This is a genomic window from Streptomyces hiroshimensis (assembly GCF_014650335.1).
Lineage (GTDB): Bacteria > Actinomycetota > Actinomycetes > Streptomycetales > Streptomycetaceae > Streptomyces > Streptomyces hiroshimensis.
In genome coordinates this window covers 120,402-136,875 of record NZ_BMUT01000004.1, presented here as the reverse complement: position 1 = coordinate 136,875, position 16,474 = coordinate 120,402, and the positions used below count along the sequence as shown (strand labels likewise).

Annotated in this window: 14 protein-coding genes, 1 tRNA gene and 1 pseudogene; 5 read left to right on the top strand and 11 right to left on the bottom strand. The window is 72.0% G+C overall.

The window, feature by feature from the left end:
• Window positions 1-3 precede the first annotated feature (3 nt).
• Complete coding sequence (gene galK, locus IE241_RS11480) at window positions 4-1,176, top strand: galactokinase (protein WP_190021613.1); 1,173 nt, start codon at window positions 4-6, stop codon at window positions 1,174-1,176.
• Window positions 1,177-1,519: 343 nt separating this feature from the next.
• A complete protein-coding gene (locus IE241_RS11475) occupies window positions 1,520-2,317 on the top strand; it encodes a response regulator transcription factor (RefSeq protein ID WP_229899130.1) in 798 nt (265 codons plus the stop codon).
• Here the strand turns inward: IE241_RS11475 and IE241_RS11470 are convergent.
• Window positions 2,276-2,773, bottom strand: a complete 498-nt coding sequence (locus IE241_RS11470; RefSeq protein ID WP_190021611.1) for a MarR family winged helix-turn-helix transcriptional regulator — start codon at window positions 2,771-2,773, stop codon at window positions 2,276-2,278. The genes IE241_RS11475 and IE241_RS11470 overlap by 42 nt on opposite strands.
• An 88-nt stretch (window positions 2,774-2,861) precedes the next feature.
• On the opposite strand from IE241_RS11470, the gene IE241_RS11465 reads away from it, so the two are divergent.
• The gene (locus tag IE241_RS11465) at window positions 2,862-3,656 is read left to right on the top strand and encodes a trans-aconitate 2-methyltransferase (RefSeq protein ID WP_190021610.1); all 795 of its coding nucleotides are present in this window, start codon (window positions 2,862-2,864) and stop codon (window positions 3,654-3,656) included.
• 253 nt (window positions 3,657-3,909) lie between these two features.
• Here the strand turns inward: IE241_RS11465 and IE241_RS11460 are convergent, their stop codons facing one another.
• Together IE241_RS11460 and IE241_RS11455 are read right to left on the bottom strand one after the other, a co-directional pair.
• Window positions 3,910-4,602, bottom strand: coding sequence for a TetR/AcrR family transcriptional regulator (locus IE241_RS11460; RefSeq protein ID WP_190021609.1), 693 nt, complete (start codon window positions 4,600-4,602; stop codon window positions 3,910-3,912).
• On the bottom strand, window positions 4,599-5,579 hold the full coding sequence (locus tag IE241_RS11455; RefSeq protein WP_190021608.1) for an acyl-CoA desaturase: 981 nt from the start codon (window positions 5,577-5,579) through the stop codon (window positions 4,599-4,601). The genes IE241_RS11460 and IE241_RS11455 overlap by 4 nt, the downstream gene beginning before the upstream one ends.
• A gap of 194 nt (window positions 5,580-5,773) precedes the next feature.
• Between IE241_RS11455 and ppc the strand changes: the two genes are divergently transcribed.
• Window positions 5,774-8,518 carry a phosphoenolpyruvate carboxylase gene (ppc, locus tag IE241_RS11450; RefSeq protein ID WP_190021607.1) on the top strand — a complete coding sequence of 915 codons (2,745 nt, stop codon included), beginning with the start codon at window positions 5,774-5,776 and terminating at the stop codon, window positions 8,516-8,518.
• Window positions 8,519-8,596: 78 nt separating this feature from the next.
• Here ppc and pth read toward each other — a convergent pair whose 3' ends face one another.
• From pth to IE241_RS11420, 6 genes and pseudogenes are all read right to left on the bottom strand, one after another.
• Window positions 8,597-9,190, bottom strand: coding sequence for an aminoacyl-tRNA hydrolase (pth, locus tag IE241_RS11445; RefSeq protein WP_190021606.1), 594 nt, complete (start codon window positions 9,188-9,190; stop codon window positions 8,597-8,599).
• A gap of 98 nt (window positions 9,191-9,288) precedes the next feature.
• Window positions 9,289-9,861, bottom strand: a complete 573-nt coding sequence (locus IE241_RS11440) for a 50S ribosomal protein L25/general stress protein Ctc (RefSeq protein WP_190021605.1) — start codon at window positions 9,859-9,861, stop codon at window positions 9,289-9,291.
• Window positions 9,862-10,082: 221 nt separating this feature from the next.
• Complete coding sequence (locus tag IE241_RS11435; protein ID WP_030365148.1) at window positions 10,083-11,057, bottom strand: ribose-phosphate diphosphokinase; 975 nt, start codon at window positions 11,055-11,057, stop codon at window positions 10,083-10,085.
• Window positions 11,058-11,130: 73 nt separating this feature from the next.
• The gene (gene glmU / locus IE241_RS11430; RefSeq protein ID WP_190021604.1) at window positions 11,131-12,585 is read right to left on the bottom strand and encodes a bifunctional UDP-N-acetylglucosamine diphosphorylase/glucosamine-1-phosphate N-acetyltransferase GlmU; all 1,455 of its coding nucleotides are present in this window, start codon (window positions 12,583-12,585) and stop codon (window positions 11,131-11,133) included.
• A gap of 117 nt (window positions 12,586-12,702) precedes the next feature.
• Window positions 12,703-12,774: transfer RNA gene (locus IE241_RS11425), tRNA-Gln, on the bottom strand.
• A 30-nt stretch (window positions 12,775-12,804) separates the two neighbouring features.
• Window positions 12,805-13,541, bottom strand: a pseudogene (locus IE241_RS11420) (hypothetical protein).
• A gap of 98 nt (window positions 13,542-13,639) precedes the next feature.
• Between IE241_RS11420 and IE241_RS11415 the strand changes: the two are divergent.
• Window positions 13,640-15,040 carry a sensor histidine kinase gene (locus IE241_RS11415; RefSeq protein ID WP_190021603.1) on the top strand — a complete coding sequence of 467 codons (1,401 nt, stop codon included), beginning with the start codon at window positions 13,640-13,642 and terminating at the stop codon, window positions 15,038-15,040.
• Between the two features lie 201 nt (window positions 15,041-15,241).
• Here the strand turns inward: IE241_RS11415 and IE241_RS11410 are convergent, their stop codons facing one another.
• Entirely contained in the window at window positions 15,242-15,751 is a 510-nt protein-coding gene (locus IE241_RS11410) for an SUKH-3 domain-containing protein (protein ID WP_190021602.1), read from the bottom strand.
• Window positions 15,752-15,756: 5 nt separating this feature from the next.
• Window positions 15,757-16,353: a YwqJ-related putative deaminase gene (locus tag IE241_RS11405; RefSeq protein WP_190021601.1), complete on the bottom strand. Its 597-nt coding sequence runs from the start codon at window positions 16,351-16,353 to the stop codon at window positions 15,757-15,759.
• Between the last annotated feature and the right edge of the window lie 121 nt (window positions 16,354-16,474).

The following is a 16,474-nucleotide window of genomic DNA, read 5'->3' as shown; positions in this document are numbered from 1 at the left end:
ACGGTGAACAGCACGGCGAGCAGCACGGCCGAGGGCTTCGAGCGCGCTTACGGGTACGCCCCCGAGGGCGTCTGGGCCGCGCCCGGCCGGGTCAACCTCATCGGCGAGTACACCGACGTCAACGAGGGCCACGTCCTGCCGATCGCCCTCCCGCAGTGCACCCGGGCGGCCGCCTCCGCCCGTACGGACGGCGTGCTGCGCCTGCGCTCGCGCGAGGCGGCGGGTGCGGGCACGGCCGAGCTGTCACTCGCGGCGCTCGCCCCCGGCCGGGTGGAGGGGTGGGCCGCCTACCCTGCAGGCGTCGCCTGGGCGCTGCGCGAGGCGGGCCTGCCGGTGGGCGGCGCCGACGTGTACGTCGAGAGCGACGTGCCGGCGGGCGCGGGCCTGTCGTCCTCCGCCGCCCTGGAGATCGCCACGGCCCTGGCGCTGACCGAGCTGTACGGCGCCGCCTGCGACCGCCCCGCCCTCGCCCGGCTCGCACAGCGTGCCGAGAACGCCTTCGTGGGCGTCCCCTGCGGGCCCATGGACCAGACGGCGTCCGCCTGCTGCACCGCCGGCCACGCCCTGCACCTGGACACCCGCGACCTCGCGCTGCGCCACGTGCCGTTCGACCTGGCCGCGCACGGGCTGCGGCTGCTCGTCGTGGACACCCGCGTCCGGCACGCCCTGGCCGACGGTGCGTATGCGGCGCGGCGTGCGGGCTGCGAGGCGGGGGCCCGGGCGCTGGGCGTGCGGGCGCTGCGGGACGTGCCGTACGGGGAGCTGGACGCCGCGCTGGCCCGGCTCGCCGATGCGGGCGTGCGGCGGCTCGTGCGGCACGTGGTGAGCGAGGGGGAGCGCGTGCGGCGGGTCGTCGCGCTCCTCGCCGCGGGCGAGCCGCGCGCGGCCGGGCCGCTGCTGACCGCCGGACACGCCTCCCTCCGCGACGACTTCGCGGTCTCCTGCCCGGAGCTGGACCTGGCCGTCGCGGTCGCGAACGAAGCGGGCGCGCTCGGGGCGCGGATGACCGGCGCGGGGTTCGGCGGCTCGGCGCTGGCGCTCGTGGAGGAGACGGCGGCGGAGGCGGTCGGCGGGGCCGTCACGGCTGCGTTCGCGGCGGCCGGGCACCGGTCGCCGCGGGTCTTCGCAGCGGTGGCGGGCGGCGGTGCGCGGCGGGTGTGCCGAGGTGGGGAGTGAGGCGGAGCGGCCGCGGCCGCCGCGGACCCCTCCGTGATCGTGCAGTCGGGCATGGTCAACTTCGCGTCGTTCCATGTCGTTCACTGCCTCAATACTGAACAGAAAGCTCACCATAAACAGGCGGGTCGAGCAGTTTTGCCAATCGGCTTCCGTTGCGGGACCCCCGCCGTACGCTGATGCACAGCGTCGGTGGGGGCCGGCGCTGATCAGGGGGCGAGACAGGCAGGTACGACGCCCGGGGCGGGGTGTAAGTCATCAGCGCGGCGGCGGCCGTGCGGCGTGTGGCGGCCCCGGACCGGGCGCCGTACCCGCACTGGCCGCCGCCCGGGATATGGGGGTGGCAGTGGCACGTATTCGGGTACTGGTGGTCGATGACCACCGCATCTTCGCCGAGTCGCTCGCCGCCGCCCTCGCGGCCGAGCAGGACGTGGAGGTCTCCGCGGCCGGCAGCGGGCCGGCGGCGCTGCGCGCGCTGGAGCGGGCGGCAGCGGAGGGGCGCCGCTTCGATGTGCTCCTCATCGACGCCGACTTGGGCACGGTCGCGCAGGACGGCGGCGTGTCCGGGCAGCTCAGGGGCCCGGCCCACGGCTCCGTGCACGAGGGCGGAGGGCCGGGGGAGGGCGCGGTCGACGGCATCTCCCTCGTGGCCGGAGTCCGCAGCGCGCACCCCGCGGTGCGCACGGTGGTGCTCGCCGAGCGCGATGACCCGCGGCGGGCCGCGGCGGCCCTGCAGGCGGGCGCCGGCGGCTGGGTGGCCAAGGACTGCTCGCTGTCGCGGCTGCTGGCCGTCATCCGCGGCGTCCTGCGCGATGAGACGCATCTGCCGCCCGCCCTGCTGACGGGCGTGCTGCGGGAGCTCACGGCCGCCCGCAAGCACCGTACGGAGAGCGAGCGGCTGGTGGAGTCCCTGACGCCGCGCGAGCGCGAGGTGCTGCGCTGCATGGTGGCCGGGCTGGGCCGCAAGGCCGTCGCCGAGCGGCTGTATCTCTCCCCGCACACCGTCCGCACGCATATGCAGAACGTCCTGGGGAAGCTGGGCGTGCACTCCACGCTCGCGGCCGTCGCGCTGGCGCGGCGGGCCGGGGTCGGGCCGGTGGACCTAACCGGGAGTGTTGTCGAACGGGGCGGTCAGCTGGCGTAGCAGATCGGCCAGCTCACGGCGCTGGGTGCGGGACAGCTCGGCGAGGATGGCGCGCTCCTGCTCCAGGAGCCCGGCCAGGGCCTCGTCGGCGCGGTCCCGGCCCTCGTCGGTGAGGCGCACGAGCACGCCGCGGCGGTCGCTCGGGTCGGGCTCGCGCTGTACGAGGCCCTTCTTCGCGAGGCGGTCGATCCGGTTGGTCATGGTGCCGGAGGTGACCAGCGTCTGGGTGAGCAGCTGGCCGGGGGAGAGCTGGTACGGGGCCCCGGCGCGGCGCAGGGCCGTCAGGACGTCGAACTCCCAGGGCTCGAGCTCGTGCTCGGCGAAGGCCAGGCGGCGGGCCCGGTCGAGGTGGCGGGCGAGCCTGCTCACACGACTGAGCACCTCGAGTGGCTCCACGTCGAGGTCAGGGCGCTCGCGGCGCCATGCTGAAACCAGCCGATCGACCTCGTCCTCCATGCTGATCAGTGTAGAGGGTCTGTCGACATGAAGTCTCTTGATGTGAAGTCTCTTGACATCGAGATAGTTGGAGCGTGATGCTGGAGGCATGACGACGACCGCTGCCACGCCTGTCTGGGACCCCGAGCAGTACCTGCGTCACTCCGGCCCCCGGTCCCGGCCCTTCCACGACCTCCTCGCCCGTATCCCGCTGCGCGACCCCGCGCGGATCGCCGACCTCGGCTGCGGCCCGGGCAATGTCACGGCGCTGCTCGCGGAGCGGTGGCCTGCGGCGCGGGTCACGGGGCTGGACAACTCGGAGGCGATGCTGAGGCAGGCCCGGGCCGGGGTGCCGGGTGTGGACTTCGCCCACGCCGACCTGCGGGAGTGGACGCCGGACGGGACGTACGACCTGATCGTCTCCAGCGCGACGTTCCAGTGGGTGCGGGGGCATGCCGAGCTGTTCCCGGGGTGGGTTGCGGGGCTGGCCCCCGGCGGGGTCTTCGCCTTCACGATCCCGGGGAACTTCGACGCCCCGAGCCATGTGCTCCTGCACGAGCTCTGCGAGAGCGCGGCGTGGCGGAGCCGGCTGGGCGGGCTCCAGCAGCCCGGGCACGTACTGACGCCCGCCGCGTACCTGGAACGGCTCGCCGGCCTGGGGCTGGCGGTGGACGCCTGGGAGACGACGTACGTCCACGTGCTCCCCGGCGAGGACGCCGTCCTGGACTGGACGAAGGGCACGACGCTGCGGCCGGTCCTGACGGCCCTGGCGGGCGACACGGAGGCGACGTCGCGCTTCCTGTCGGAATACGGCGCACTCCTCCGCGAGGCGTACCCGCCGGGCCCGCACGGCACGCTCTTCCCGTTCCGGCGGATCTTCGTCGTGGGCCGGAAGGGGGAGTGACGGTGATCAGCGCTCTCGACCACGTACAGCTCGCCGCCCCGCGCGGACCGGTGCGTTGACGGCGCCGGTTCTCACTCGGTTGAAGGGGCTCGCCCCTTCAATTCCGCCGCGGCGGCGGGTTCAAGGATGCGGGGCATCCTTGACCTGCGCGAACCTGCGTGAACCCGTGCTGTGAGCGAGGGGTGAAGGGGCTGCCCCTTCACCCCGCCGCGGCGGGTTCGGGCGACGGGGGCGCCGCCCCCGTTCCGTGGTCTCAGGCGCGCCTGTGCCCAACAAGGCGCGGCTTCGGCTCAAGGCCGTCCAGACCGTGCCACGCCAAGTTCACCAGGTGTGCCGCCACCTCCGCCTTCTTCGGCTTGCGGACGTCCAGCCACCACTGGCCCGTGAGGGCCACCATGCCGACGAGGGCCTGGGCGTACAGCGGGGCCAGCTTCGCGTCGAAGCCGCGGGCCTTGAATTCCAGGCCGAGGATGTCCTCGACCTGGGTGGCGATGTCGCTGATGAGCGACGCGAACGTGCCCGTGGACTGGGCGACCGGCGAGTCGCGGACGAGGATGCGGAAGCCGTCCGTATACGTCTCGATGTAGTCGAGGAGGGCGAAGGCCGCCTGCTCCAGAAGCTCCCGCGGGTGCCCCGCGGTGAGCGCCCCCGTGACCATGTCCAGCAGCTGCCGCATCTCGCGGTCGACGACCACCGCGTACAGCCCCTCCTTGCCGCCGAAGTGCTCGTAGACGACGGGCTTGGAGACCCCGGCCTTGGCCGCGATCTCCTCGACGGACGTGCCCTCGAAGCCCCGCTCGGCGAAGAGTGTGCGACCGATGTCCAGCAGCTGCTCCCGGCGCTCCGCGCCGGTCATGCGCACCCGCCGGGTGCGACGGGCCCCCGCAGCCTGGGCCCGGTCCTTGTTACTGGTGGTATTGCTGTCGATCGCCACGCTGTCAATCATGCCGCCTGAGCGGCACTCTCCTTCCGCCGGGATTCCAAGCGGTCCGCCTTCGGCCACCGCACGTCGTACGCCCAGCCTGCCTGCTCGAACCAGCGGATGAGGCGGGCGCTGGAGTCCAGCTGCCCCTTCAGCACGCCGTGCCGGGCCGAGGTCGGGTCCGCGTGGTGAAGGTTGTGCCAGGACTCACCACAGGAGAGGATCGCCAGCCACCACACGTTGCCCGAGCGGTCGCGCGATTTGAACGGCCGCTTGCCGACGGCGTGGCAGATGGAGTTGATGGACCACGTCACATGGTGCAGCAGCGCCACCCGCACCAGCGAACCCCAGAAGAACGCCGTCACGGCCCCCTGCCAGGACCAGGTGGCCAGGCCGCCGACGAACGGCGGGATCAGCAGGGACACCGACGTCCACAGCACGAACTGGCGGGAGACCGCCCGGATGTCGGGATCCTTGATCAGATCGGGGGCGTACTTGTGCTGCGGGGTCTGTTCCTCGTCGAACATCCAGCCGACGTGAGCCCACCAGAGGCCCTTCATCAGGGCCGGCACCGTCTCGCCGAAGCGCCAGGGGGAGTGCGGGTCGCCCTCGGCGTCGGAGAACCGGTGGTGCCTGCGGTGATCGGCGACCCAGCGGACCACGGGACCCTCCACCGCCATCGACCCCATGATCGCCAGAGCGATCCGCAGCGGCCGCTTGGCCTTGAAGGAGCCGTGCGTGAAATAGCGGTGGAAGCCGATGGTGATGCCGTGGCAGCCGATGTAGTACATGGCCACCATCAGGCCCAGGTCGAGCCAGCTCACACCCCAGCCCCAGGCCAGCGGGACCGCCGCGACCAGGGCGATGAACGGCACGGTGATGAACAGCAGCAGGGCGATCTGCTCGACGGAACGCTTGCTGTCGCCACCGAGCGTGGCGGAGGGGAGCGGGGCTTCCTGGGCCTTCGGCGCGTCTTCGATCACGTCGGGGCTTGCAGTCATGGGTTCCCTCATGGGGGTCGGGGCATGGCTACGGTTCCGTAACCTACGGCTTCGTAAGTATGGCAGGGCGGGAGCGCGGAGCAAGAGGGCTGTGGACAACCGCGCGTCGGAGGGCGACCTATGCTGGTGGGCGTCGGACAGCGCGGTCCGCAACCCCTCCAGACGTGCCGGAAACTCTGCAAGGAGCAGCACCTGTGAGCAGTGCCGACAACACCAACGCCGCCCTGCGCGCCGACATCCGCCGCCTCGGCGATCTCCTCGGCGAGACCCTGGTCCGCCAGGAGGGGGAAGAGCTCCTCGACCTCGTGGAGCGCGTCCGCGCCCTGACCCGCACCGACGGCGAGGCCGCCGCCGAGCTGCTCGGCGCCACCGATCTGGAGACCGCGGCCAAGCTCGTACGGGCCTTCTCCACGTACTTCCACCTGGCGAACGTCACCGAGCAGGTGCACCGCGGGCGCGAGCTCGCCGCCAAGCGGGCCGCCGAGGGCTCGATCCTGGCCCGCACCGCGGACCAGCTGAAGGAAGCCGACCCCGAGCACATCCGGGAGACCGTGGACCACCTCGGCGTGCGTCCCGTCTTCACCGCCCACCCCACCGAGGCCGCCCGCCGCAGCGTCCTCAACAAGCTCCGCCGCATCGCCGAGCTCCTCGACACCCTGGACGCCCGGGCCGCGGGCGGCACGGGCGGCGCGGGCGACCGGCGCCGCACCGACCTGCGCCTGGCCGAGAACATCGACCTGCTCTGGCAGACCGACGAGCTGCGCGTGGCCCGCCCCGAGCCCACGGACGAGGCCCGCAACGCGATCTACTATCTGGACGAGCTGCACGCGAACGCCGTCGGCGACGTCCTGGAGGACCTGGCCGCCGAGCTGGACCGCGTCGGCGTCGCCCTGCCGCCCACCACCCGCCCGCTGACCTTCGGCACCTGGATCGGCGGCGACCGCGACGGCAACCCCAACGTCACCCCCCAGGTCACCTGGGACGTGCTGATCCTGCAGCACGAGCACGGCATCACCGACGCCCTGGAGCTCGTCGACGTCCTGCGCGGCGCCCTGTCGAACTCCATCCGCAACAGCGGCGCCACCGAGGAGCTCCTCGCCTCCCTCCAGCGCGACCTCGAACTGCTGCCGGAGATCAGCCCCCGCTACAAGCGCCTCAACGCCGAGGAGCCCTACCGCCTCAAGGCGACGTGCATCCGCCAGAAGCTCGTCAACACCCGCGAGCGCCTGGCCCGCAACACCCCGCACGAGGAGGGCCGCGACTACCTCGGCACCACCGAGCTCCTCGCCGACCTGCAGATCATCCAGGACTCCCTGCGCGCCCACCGCGGCCGCCTGATCGCCGACGGCCGCCTGGAGCGCGCCCTGCGCACCCTGGCCGCCTTCGGCCTGCACCTGGCCACCATGGACGTCCGCGAGCACGCCGACGCCCACCACCACGCCCTCGGGCAGCTCTTCGACCGCCTCGGCGAGGAGTCCTGGCGCTACGCGGACATGCCGCGCGACTACCGCCGCAAGCTCCTCGCCAAGGAGCTGCGCTCGCGCCGCCCGCTGGCCCCCAGCCCCGCGCCCCTCGACGCCGCCGGCGCCAAGACCCTCGGCGTCTTCGGCACCATCGGCGAGGCGCTGGAGAAGTTCGGCCCCGAGGTCGTCGAGTCGTACATCATCTCCATGTGCCAGGGCGCGGACGACGTCTTCGCCGCCGCCGTCCTCGCCCGCGAGGCCGGCCTGATCGATCTGCACGCCGGCTGGGCGAAGATCGGCATCGTGCCGCTCCTGGAGACCACGGACGAGCTCAAGGAAGCCGACCGCATCCTCGACGACATGCTCGCCGACCCCTCCTACCGGCGCCTGGTCGCCCTCCGCGGGGACGTCCAGGAGGTCATGCTCGGCTACTCCGACTCCTCCAAGTTCGGCGGCATCACCACCTCGCAGTGGGAGATCCACCGCGCCCAGCGCCGCCTGCGCGACGTCGCCCACCGCTACGGCGTCCGCCTGCGCCTCTTCCACGGCCGCGGCGGCACCGTCGGCCGCGGCGGCGGCCCCACCCACGACGCGATCCTCGCCCAGCCCTGGGGCACCCTGGAGGGCGAGATCAAGGTGACCGAGCAGGGCGAGGTCATCTCCGACAAGTACCTGATCCCGGCCCTCGCCCGGGAGAACCTGGAGCTGACGGTCGCCGCGACCCTGCAGGCCTCCGCCCTGCACACCGCGCCCCGCCAGTCCGACGAGGCCCTCGCCCGCTGGGACGCGGCCATGGACACCGTCTCCGACGCCGCCCACGCCGCCTACCGCCGCCTCGTCGAGGACCCCGACCTTCCGGCGTACTTCTTCGCCTCCACCCCCGTCGACCAGCTCGCCGAGCTCCACCTCGGCTCGCGCCCCTCGCGCCGCCCGGACTCCGGCGCCGGCCTGGACGGCCTGAGGGCCATCCCGTGGGTCTTCGGCTGGACGCAGTCCCGGCAGATCGTGCCCGGCTGGTTCGGCGTCGGCTCGGGCCTCAAGGCCGCCCGCGAGGCCGGCCTGGACACCGTCCTGGACGAGATGCACGAGCACTGGCACTTCTTCCAGAATTTCCTGTCCAACGTCGAGATGACGCTCGCCAAGACGGACCTGCGCATCGCCCAGCACTACGTCGACACCCTCGTGCCCGACGAGCTCAAGCACGTCTTCGACGCCATCAAGGCCGAGCACGAGCTCACCGTCCAGGAGGTCCTGCGCATCACGGGCGAGGCCCGGCTGCTGGACGGGAGCCCCGTCCTGCGCCAGACCTTCCACATCCGCGACGCCTACCTGGACCCGATCTCCTACCTCCAGGTCACGCTGCTGCACCGCCAGCGCCAGGCCGCCGAGCGCGGCGAGCCCGCCGACCCGCTGCTGGCGCGGGCCCTGCTGCTGACCGTCAACGGCGTGGCCGCCGGTCTCCGCAACACGGGCTGACGCACACAGCCGACACACAGCTGACGCACCCACACGAAGCGGCCCCCCGCCACCAGGCAGGGGGCCGCTTCGCGTACGTCAGGTGTTGTACGTGCTCTGCGCGCGCTCCAGACCGTCCACGATCAGGGACTCCACCGCATCCGCGGCCCGGTCCACCTCGTAGCCGAGGTCCTTGCGCTCTGTGGACGAGAAGTCCTTCAGGACGAAGTCCGCGACGGGCATCCGGCCCGGCGGCCGGCCGATGCCGAACCGCACCCGGCAGTAGTCCGGGCCCAGGGCCTTCGTGATCGACTTCAGGCCGTTGTGGCCGTTGTCGCCGCCGCCGAGCTTCAGCCGCAGCGTCCCGTAGTCGATGTCCAGCTCGTCGTGGACGGCGATCACCCGGCCCGCGGGCACCTTGTAGAAGTCGCGCAGGGCCGCCGTCGGCCCGCCGGACAGATTCATGAACGACATGGGCTTGGCGACCACGACGCGGCGGCCGGAAGGCCCGGGCGCGCCGAGCCGCCCCTCGACCACCTGGGCCCGCGAGGCCTTGTGGGCCTTGAACTTCGCGCCCATGCGCTCCGCGAGCAGGTCCGCGACCATGAAGCCCACGTTGTGGCGGTTGCCCGCGTACTCCGGCCCGGGGTTGCCCAGGCCCACGATCAGCCAGGGGCTGGAGTCGTCCGTCATCTGCATGTCTCCTTCATAACCAACCGCTCAAAGCCGACCGCCGCCCCACTCCGGTGGAGCGGGACGGCGGTCGAAAAGAAAGCCGGGAGGGGCGAGGATCAGGCCTCGGCGCCCTCGGCCGGGGCGGCCTCGGTGGAACCGGCGACGACGTGCAGGACGACGGCGTCGGCGTCGACGGCCAGGGCGACACCGGCCGGCAGGACGACGTCCTTGGCCAGGACGGAGGCGCCGGCCTCAAGGCCCGCGATGGAGACGGTGACGGCCTCGGGGATGTGGGTGGCCTCGGCCTCGACCGGCAGGGCGGTCAGGGTGTGCTCGAGCAGGTTGCCACCGGGGGCCAGGTCGCCCTCGGTCTGGACCGGGACCTCGACCGTGACGGTCTCGCCGCGCTTGACGACCAGCAGGTCGACGTGCTCGAGGAAGCCCTTGAGGGCGTCACGCTGGACGGCCTTGGGGATGACGAGCTCGTCGCGGCCCTCGATGTCCACGGACAGCAGGACGTTCGGGGTCTTCAGAGCCATCATCAGCTCGTGGCCCGGCAGGGTGATGTGGACCGGCTCGCCACCGTGGCCGTAGACGACGGCGGGAACCTGGTTGGCGCGGCGGATGCGGCGGGCGGCGCCCTTGCCGAACTCGGCACGGACCTGGGAGGGGATCTTGATCTCAGCCATGGTGCACTCCTCGGAGGTATGGATATGGGCCGTTACCCGGCCACATACGGACCTGCTACGAAGAGCGCGTCGATAACGGACCGCCGCACATGAGTGCGGCCTCCCTCGCCGAGCAACTCGTGGAGTGTACCCGGCGGGGGAGGCCGCTCAGAAATCGATCAGGACCGTCCCGGTCCCAGGCCGATCGTTTTTGCAGCCGGCAGGCTAGCGCTGCCGGAGGCTCACTGCTCCTCGAAGAGGCTCGTGACCGAGCCGTCCTCGAAGACCTCGCGCACGGCGCGCGCGATCGTCGGCGCGATCGACAGCACCGTGATCTTGTCGAGCTCCAGCTCACCCGGCGTCGGCAGGGTGTTGGTGAAGACGAACTCGCTCACCTTGGAGTTCTTCAGGCGGTCCGCGGCGGGGCCGGAGAGCACACCGTGCGTGGCCGTCACGATGACGTCCTCGGCACCGTTGGCGAACAGGGCGTCCGCGGCGGCGCAGATCGTGCCACCGGTGTCGATCATGTCGTCGACCAGGACGCAGACGCGGCCCTTCACGTCACCGACGACCTCGTGCACCGTCACCTGGTTGGCGACATCCTTGTCACGGCGCTTGTGGACGATGGCCAGCGGGGCGCCGAGGCGGTCGCACCAGCGGTCGGCGACGCGCACACGGCCGGCGTCCGGGGAGACGACCGTCAGCTTCTCGCGGTCGACCTTGGCGCCCACGTAGTCCGCGAGGATCGGCAGCGCGAACAGGTGGTCGACGGGGCCGTCGAAGAAGCCCTGGATCTGGTCCGTGTGCAGGTCGACCGTGAGGATCCGGTCCGCGCCCGCCGTCTTGAACAGATCGGCGATCAGACGGGCCGAGATCGGCTCACGGCCGCGGTGCTTCTTGTCCTGGCGGGCATAGCCGTAGAACGGCACGACCACCGTGATGGAGCGGGCCGACGCGCGCTTGAGCGCGTCGAGCATGATCAGCTGCTCCATGACCCACTTGTTGATGGGGGCCGTGTGGCTCTGCATCAGGAAACAGTCCGCGCCGCGCGCCGACTCCTGGAAGCGGACGTAGATCTCGCCGTTGGCGAAGTCGAATGCCTTGGTCGGGACCAGGCCGACGCCCAGCTGGTGCGCGACCTCCTCGGCAAGCTCGGGGTGGGCGCGGCCGGAGAAGAGCATCAGCTTCTTCTCGCCGGTCGTCTTGATCCCGGTCACAGCACAGTCTCCTTGGATGTCGCTTTGTGTGCGCTTATCACGGTACGCCCCGCACGGCGCCCCCGTGTCACGGTCACTGCTCGCCGTCGGTCTCCCGGCGAGCGGCGGAAGCGGCCTGTGCGGCTGCGCTTCCCGGGCGCTTACGTGCCACCCAGCCCTCGATATTCCGCTGCTGTCCTCGTGCGACGGCCAGCGAACCCGGGGGCACATCCTTGGTGATGACCGAGCCGGCGGCGGTGTACGCGCCGTCCCCGATCGTGACCGGAGCCACAAACATGTTGTCCGATCCGGTACGGCAGTGCGAGCCGATCGTCGTGTGGTGCTTGTTCACACCGTCGTAGTTCACGAAGACGCTCGCCGCGCCGATGTTGGAGTACTCGCCGATCGTCGCGTCACCGACGTACGACAGGTGCGGCACCTTGGTGCCCTCGCCGATCTCGGCGTTCTTCATCTCGACGTACGCGCCGGCCTTCGACTTCGGGCCGAGCTTCGTCCCCGGGCGCAGATAGGCGAACGGGCCGACGGTCGCGCCCTCGCCGACCTGTGCCGAGTCCGCCACGGTGTTGTCGACGCGGGCGCCGGCGCCGACCGTGGTGTCCGCCAGGCGCGTGTTCGGGCCGACCTCGCAGCCGGTGGCCAGGCTCGTGGCGCCGGTCAGCTGGGTGCCGGGGTGGACGAGCACGTCGGGCTCGACGGTGACCGTGACGTCGATCCAGGTCGACGCCGGGTCCACGACCGTCACGCCGCTCATCATCGCCGCGTGCAGCAGCCGCTCGTTGAGCAGCTTGCGGGCCTCGGCGAGCTGGACGCGGTTGTTGATCCCCAGGATCTCCCGGTGATCGCCGCCGACCGCGGCGCCGACGCGGTGCCCGGCCTCGCGCAGGATGCCCAGGACGTCGGTCAGGTACTCCTCGCCCTGGCTGTTGTCCGTGCGCACCTTGCCGAGGGCGTCCGTCAGCAGCTGGGCGTCGAACGCGAAGACCCCGGAGTTGATCTCCCGGATCGCGCGCTGCTCCTCCGTGGCGTCCTTGTGCTCGACGATCGCGGTCACGGCGCCGCTGTCGTCACGGACGATCCGCCCGTAGCCCGTGGCGTCGGGGACCTCGGCGGACAGCACGGTGACGGCGTTGCCGTCGGCGGCGTGGGTGTCGCTGAGGGCCTTGAGCGTGGCGCCGGTCAGCAGCGGGGTGTCGCCGCAGACGACGACCACGGTCCCGTCGAGGGTGATCCCGTTGTTCGACAGCTCTTCCAGGCCCATGCGCACGGCGTGGCCGGTGCCGTTCTGCTCGTACTGCACGGCCGTGCGGACCTCGGGGTCGATCTGCGCGAGGTGTGCGGAGACCTGCTCGCGGGCGTGCCCGACGATCACGACGAGGTGCTCGGGGTCCAGCTCGCGGGAGGCGGCGACGACGTGGCCGACGAGGGAACGTCCGCAGATGGCGTGCAGGACCTTGGGGGTCGCCGACTTCATGCGGGTGCCCTCACCCGCTGCGAGAACGACGACGGCTGCCGGGCGGTTGGCGCTCACGGGTGTGCCCTTCGGCTTCGGGTGGTGGACATCCGAAGGATACCGGTGCGTTTTACTGCTGAAACGCGGGCGGGTCCCGACCTGGGCGGTCAGGACCCGATGCATTCGAACTTTGAGCTCCCCCGCCAGGACTCGAACCTGGAATGATGGGACCAAAACCCATAGTGTTGCCAATTACACCACAGGGGATAGCAAAGCCCTCCAAATCGGACAAATCCTCTAGATCGTCGACCTGGCCCCCACCACTATGCCGTACCACCAGCCTTCGATGCGACGGTACAGGTCCGCGCTGTCCAGTACTCGCACGGTGAGGCAGCCGCGATAGCCGTCACCGACGTTTTTGCGGACAGTTTCGGATTGTGCTTCTTGAGGGTCGTCTTGCCGAAGTGGCCCACGTGTCCGACGTGCTCCGCCCAGAAGCTCTCGGCTGCGGTGACATCGGCCGATTCGTGGATCATCACGTGGAACCGCAGGCGGCTCCCGTCGACGCCCAGGAGTCGCAGCCAGGCGAGGTAGAGACTGATCATGTCCGGGTCGCTGTTCACGAAGACGACGCGCTCGGATGTGTGATGCGGTTTGCTCTTCGTGCCCTCGGCCCAATACAGGGCGATGCCCGCAATGAACAGCTCCCGGTCGGCGAGCCTGCCTATCTCGCCCTTGGCTGCTTCCTTCGCCTGTCGGCGTTTCAGCTCGCGGGCCCTGCGGAGGGGCTCCCGGCGTGCCTCCGCCATGAGCTTGGCGTGTGCCCTTTTCCGGTCGGGCTTCGGGAGATCCCTCACCCACAGCGACACCGAGCTCTTCGACACCCCCAGCTCGGCCACGATCTCGTCATACGTCCTGCCTGCTCGCCGCAGCTCGCGCGCCCGGCTCTGCAGCTCCGTTTTCGCTTGCGTCATGCGTACAGCTTTGGGAGGGATGCGGGGGGGCGTGGTGCGAAAGCGTGGATGGTTCACCAGTTCGAGCGAAAGGGCAGCCTCTTCGCCCGTGAGTGAACCCGCTCCGTGCTGCGGCTCGGGCAGGAAATGGGGTGGCGGGCTTCCGTAGTCTGGGTGGTATGACCACAACGGGGGCAAACGCGGAGGCGGGCGTGCGTGGCGCGCCTGATGGGCCTTGGTGGTGGGCGCGGCGCCGGAGCATGGTGCTCGACGTCGTGCTGGCGCTGGTGTCCGCTCTGGAGTGCGCGGCCGAGGGCGCGGGTTTCGCGTCGGGGCACGGGGGCCCGGTGGGCCTCGGGATCGTGGTGGGGGCGCTCGTCGGCGGCACCCTGCTGTTCCGGCTGCGCTGGCCGGTGGCCGTGGTGCTGCTGGGCATCGCGATCACCCCGGCCGAGCTGGGCTTCATGCTCGGCATCGTCGGCCTGTACACGCTGGCCGCCTCGGACGTGCCGCGCCGGCTGACCGTCGTTCTCGCGGGGGTGTCGGTGGCGGGGACGTTCCTCGTGACGTTCCTCAAGTTCCACCGCGACATAGCCGCCGGGGAGGGATACCAGCCGGGCCCCTGGATGATGCTGTTCTTCTCGGCGCTGGTGGCGCTGGGGCTCACGGCGCCCCCGGTGCTCCTGGGGCTCTACGTGGGGGCGCGGCGCCGGCTCGTGGAGAGCCTGCGGGAGCGCGCGGACGGCCTGGAGCGCGAGCTGTCGCTGCTCGCGGAGCGGGCCGAGGAGCGCGCGGTGTGGGCGCGGAACGAGGAGCGCACGCGGATCGCGCGTGAGATGCACGACGTCGTGGCGCACCGGGTGTCGCTGATGGTGGTCCACGCGGCCGCGCTGCAGGCGGTGGCCCTGAAGGACCCCGAGAAGGCCTCGCGGAACGCCGGCCTGGTGGGCGACATGGGCCGGCAGGCGCTGACGGAGCTGCGGGAGATGCTCGGCGTGCTGCGGACGTCCTCCGAGGGCATGGTGCCGGAGGCCTCCTCGGCGGCCGACTCGCGGCGGCTGGCGGAGGTCGCGGCGGCGGCCTCGGCGCGGGTGTCCGCGGGCGTGGGCGCCGGCGGTACGGGCGGGCCCGGGCCGGCGGGCGAGGGGGCTGCGTCCGGTGACGGCCCGTGTCTGGACGGCCTGGAGGACCTCGTCGGCCAGTCGCGGGCGGCGGGCATGGCCGTCGAGCTGTCCGTGGAGGGCGAGGAGCGTTCGTACGGCGCACGGGTGGAGAGCACGGCGTACCGCGTGGTGCAGGAAGCGCTGACCAACGTCCACAAGCATGCGCCGGGGGCGAAGGCCGTCGTGCGCGTGGCGCACCGCGGGGAGGAGGTCGCGCTGCAGGTGGAGAACGGGCCGTCGGAGAGCGGCGCCGATGCGCCGCGCCTGCCGAGCGGCGGGAACGGCCTGGTGGGGATGCGCGAGCGGGTCTCGGCCCTGGGCGGGGTCTTCGTGTCGGGGGCTACGGATGCGGGCGGCTTCCGGGTGTCGGCGGTGATCCCGGCGGCCGCGGCCGTGGAAGGCGGCGTGGGCTCGTAGGCCGCGGTGGCCGCGGTGGCCGCGCAGGGCGGGCGGGGGCTCGTAGGTCCCGGCTGCGGCGGCCTACGGTTCGCCTGTCTTTCAGCCGGTCCGGGCCTGGATGTCCGCGCCCGGAATTCGGCCGGTTCTCGCCTGGCTTTTGGCCGGTTCGCGCTGCTCCGGTCAGCGCATCCCCCGGAGCCCCCGGCAGGGGGAGACGCGTCAGCGGCGTCCGATGCCCGCCGACAGCCGCGAAGGCCGGGTCCCGTTGACGAGCGTGGCGATGGCGTGGTCGATGTCCGAGCCGAGGTACCAGTCGCCGGTGTGGTCGAGGCTGTAGACGCGGCCGTGGGCGTCGATGGCGAGCAGCGCCTGCCCGTCCGCCTCCTGCCCGAGCGGGCACACGTCGGCCCCCAGCGCGCGCCCCAGGTCGGCGACGGTGCGTGCGAGGTGGAGCCCGTGCAGCGGGTCGATCTGGAAGGGCGTGGGGGCGATGTGCCGCCCGGGCCCGCTCCCGGCGATGTGCAGGCCGCCGAACTCCGCCCAGGCCTCGACGGCGGCGGGGAAGACGGTGTGCCGGTGCCCGGCCGGGGAGGTGTGGGCGCGCAGCGCGTCGGCCCAGTTCTCGGCGGCTTTGATGTCCCAGCGACCGGGCTGCCACCCGGCCTCGCGCAGGGCGGCGTCCACGGCGGCCGGGAAGCGGGTGGCCGCGGTGCGGTCGAAGGCGCGCATGTCGGTCAGCTCTTGTCCTTGGTGATCGCGGCCTTCGTGGCGGCCTTGGAGATGGCGGCCTTGGCGGGGGAGGCCTTCGCGGGGGCCGCGAGGTCGACGCTGCGTACGCCGAAGTGGCTCAGCAGGGCCGTGCACGAGCGGCAGGGCGGGGCGTACGCGCCGTGCCGCGGGTCGCCGTCCTCGCGGATGTGCCGGGCGGTGAGCTTGGCGTGCTTGAGGGCGCGCCGGGCCTCGCCGTGGGTCAGCGGTTTGCGGGCGGCACGTTTGCTGCGGCCGCCCTCGTGGGCGGTGAGGAAGCGGGTCAGCAGCAGTGCCTCGGGACATCGGCCGGTGAAGCGCTCGCGCCGGTCGCTGGTGAGGGTGTCGAGGAAGTCCTGGACCAGCGGATGGAGCGCGGGCGGCACGTCGGCCTTGCCGCCGGTGCAGGTCAGCGTCTCGCCGCGGACGGACAGCGCGGCGGCCACGGCGGGCAGTATGCCGTCGCGGCGGTGCAGCAGGGCGGGGGGCCGGTCGGCGTCCTCGGTGCTCCAGGTGAGCCGGGGATCACCGGAGGCCGCCGTGCCGTGATCGTCGGCGGGCGGTCGGTCCTGAGTCGTGTGCATGGTGGTTCTTCCCTCCCTGCAATCCCCCTGTTGCGGGGATCAGACTGCCAAACGGGACGGCAGGTGTGGAAGTCAGGTCGGGGTTGGGCGGTTGCCGTGTGATGTTCATGCGTCGGATGGT